Source organism: Cesiribacter andamanensis AMV16 (genome assembly GCF_000348925.1).
Taxonomy (GTDB): domain Bacteria; phylum Bacteroidota; class Bacteroidia; order Cytophagales; family Cyclobacteriaceae; genus Cesiribacter; species Cesiribacter andamanensis.
In genome coordinates this window covers 1-2,949 of the sequence record NZ_AODQ01000219.1, presented here as the reverse complement: position 1 = coordinate 2,949, position 2,949 = coordinate 1, and the positions used below count along the sequence as shown (strand labels likewise).

The following is a 2,949-nucleotide window of genomic DNA, read 5'->3' as shown; positions in this document are numbered from 1 at the left end:
AAAGCATGGAGCCCATTGTATCGGAGTATTTCAACATTGAATCCGAGGAGCTCTATTTTTCTATCCTGCCCACCACTACAGGCTTTGCCCGCAATGCTATTTTCAGTGGCCTTACTCCCCTGCAAATGGCCAAGCAGCACCCCGATTTGTGGGTAGGCGATGATGACGACGATAGCAAGAACCAGAACGAAGAACAATTTCTGGAGCGGCAGCTGAAAAAAGAGAAGCTTGAGGGGGTAAAGTTCAGCTACCACAAGGTGCTCAACAACGGGCAGGGCAAAAGCGTGAACGATAAGCTCAACAACCTGCTGCGCAACGATCTGAACGTGGTGGTCTATAATTTTGTGGACATGCTCAGCCATGCCCGCACCGAGGTACAGATGCTTAAAGAGCTGGCCTCTGATGAAGCCGCCTACCGCAGCCTGTCCCGCTCCTGGTTTGTGCACTCCCCCCTGTTTGAGATGATGAAGCGCCTGAGCGAAAAGGATTGCCGGGTGATCATTACCACCGACCATGGCACCATACGGGTACGCAAGCCCTTTAAGATCATAGGCGACCGCAGCGTAAACACCAACCTGCGCTACAAGCAGGGCCGAAATCTCAACTGGGATGGCAACCATCTGCTGGAGGCCCGGGAGCCCGAGCGCCTGGGCTTGCCCAGGATTAATATGTCTACGGCCTATGTTTTTGCCATGGAAGATTATTTCTTTGCATACCCAAATAATTACAACTACTATGTAAACTACTATCGGGACACCTTTCAGCATGGCGGTATCTCGATGGAAGAAATGATGGTACCCCTGGTGAGCCTCAGGGGCAAGGGGGCGTAAGGAATGAAAAGAAAGGTATGGGAAGGCATCCGGCTGGAAAACCTGCAGTCCGTAGCCGATGAGATTGTGGTCTGGCTGCAGGGGGCGCCCCCGCTTTGGTGCTTTGAGGGGCAGATGGGCGCCGGCAAAACCACCCTGATCACCAGCCTGTGCCGCAGCCTAGGCGTGCAGGACCGGGTGCAGAGTCCCACCTTTAGCCTGGTAAATGAGTACCTGACGAGGGAGGGCGAACTCATCTACCATTTTGACTTTTACCGGATCGAAGGACCGGAAGAGGCCAGTCGCATAGGCGCAGATGAGTATTTTGATAGTGGTACTATATGTTTGATTGAGTGGCCGGAGCGTATAGCGCCCCTGCTGCCGCACGAGACCGTTCAGCTGAGAATTATTCCTCAGCCTGATACCAGTAGAACCGTAGACGTTAGCATTCATGGAACAACCCAATAAGCCCTCCACCGGTATGGAGGCGTTATCGCGCCAGACCGCCCTCTTACCCCGGAGAAAATGCTGGAGCTTAAGCAAGGCAACAAGCACCTACTCATTGGCATCCCCAAGGAGCGGGCCATGCAGGAAAACCGGGTGGCCCTTACCCCCGAGGCCGTGGCCCTGCTGGTAAACAATGGACATGAGGTATGGGTGGAAAAGGGAGCCGGCGATACCGCCAAGTATACCGATCAGGAGTACAGCAATGCCGGCGCCCAGATCAAGTATACCTCCAAAGAGGTGTTTGAGGCGGAAATTGTGCTGAAGGTAGAGCCACCCACCGATGAGGAGATCGGCTACATCCGTCCGGGTAAAACGCTGATATCGGCCCTGCAGGTGGGCAACCAGAAAGAGGAGTTCATTCATAAGCTCAACAAAAAGCGTATCACCGCCATCGCCTTTGAGCTGCTGGAAGACAAGGTAGGGGGTATGCCTGTGGTGCGGGCCATGAGCGAAATAGCCGGCAGCGCCGTAATGCTCATTGCGGCCGAATACCTGAGCAGCACCGCCAGCGGAAAGGGCATTATTCTGGGGGGTATCACCGGGGTGCCGCCCACAAAGGTGGTGATCTTAGGCGCTGGTACCGTTGGCGAGTATGCGGCCCGTACGGCCCTGGGTCTGGGCGCCGAAGTGCAGGTCTACGATACCCATCTTTACAAGCTGCGCCGCATCCGCCAGTCGCTGGGCCATCATTTGTATACCTCTACGCTTGATCCGGCTACGGTAGCGAACAGCCTTAAAACCGCCGATGTGGTGGTAGGGGCCATCCGGGCTGAGAAGGGCAGAAGCAAAATCGTAGTGACCGATCAAATGGTCATGAGCATGAAACCCGGCAGCATCATTATTGATGTGGGCATCGACCAGGGAGGCTGTGTGGAGACTTCCGAGATCACCACCCATAGCAAGCCTGTTTTCCTCAAGCATGAGATTATCCATTACTGTGTGCCCAACATCCCCTCACGGGTAGCCCGCACGGCCACACAGGCCTTCAGCAATATCTTTAGCCCCATACTGCTGCAGGCAGCCGATGTGGGTGGGATCGATGAAATGATCTTCACCAACAAATGGTTCATGAATGGGGTCTACACCTACAAAGGCTTTTTGAGCAACCAGCATGTAGCGCGCAAGTTCGGCCTCAAACACAAAGACCTGAGCCTGCTAATGGCAGCGAGGAATTAAGGAAATATCGAAAAAAAGCCCCATTACGGGGCTTTTTTAATAACTAAACTTCTCCTGAAACGCCAGCAACTCCTCCTTAAGTGGCAGCGGTTCCTGCCAGGGGAGAAACTGATGCAGGGCAGATGCGGGGTTTACCCGCAGCTGGGCCAGCTGCAGGTGCTGATTGGTAAAGATAAACTCCAGCTCGGGATAGATCTCCTTTAGCACATCCACTACATCCAACACCTGCAGGTTGCGATCCACAACATTGTAGATGCCGGTGGGCACTGCCGCCTGGCGCAGAGCAGTAAGCAGGGGAGTAAGGCGCCCAATGTGCAAAAAGGCCCGGTATTGTTCGCCACTGCCATCAATCTGGATGCGGCCCTTGTAGTGGGCATCAAACATGAAGCGGTTAATGACCGCATCAAAGCGCATGCTGCGGTTGTAGCCATAGACATTCCCCAGTCGCATAATATAC

3 protein-coding genes and 1 pseudogene are annotated in these 2,949 nt (G+C 54.2%); 3 read left to right on the top strand and 1 reads right to left on the bottom strand.

The genetic code is table 11. From position 1 onward, the window contains the following. The 3 genes from porX to ADICEAN_RS20540 all read left to right on the top strand — a co-directional run. Positions 1-830 (top strand): T9SS response regulator signal transducer PorX (gene porX, locus ADICEAN_RS20550; protein WP_040398651.1); only part of this gene is annotated, 830 nt, incomplete at its 5' end. A gap of 3 nt (positions 831-833) precedes the next feature. Next, entirely contained in the window at positions 834-1,277 is a 444-nt protein-coding gene (tsaE, locus tag ADICEAN_RS20545; RefSeq protein ID WP_009197603.1) for a tRNA (adenosine(37)-N6)-threonylcarbamoyltransferase complex ATPase subunit type 1 TsaE, read from the top strand. 57 nt (positions 1,278-1,334) lie between these two features. Continuing rightward, positions 1,335-2,492 (top strand): alanine dehydrogenase, encoded by a 1,158-nt coding sequence (locus ADICEAN_RS20540; protein ID WP_009197602.1) that lies wholly within the window; start codon positions 1,335-1,337, stop codon positions 2,490-2,492. Positions 2,493-2,528: 36 nt separating this feature from the next. Here ADICEAN_RS20540 and ADICEAN_RS20535 read toward each other — a convergent pair. Further along, positions 2,529-2,949 (bottom strand): annotated as a pseudogene (locus ADICEAN_RS20535) (NAD-dependent epimerase/dehydratase family protein); the annotation flags it as partial.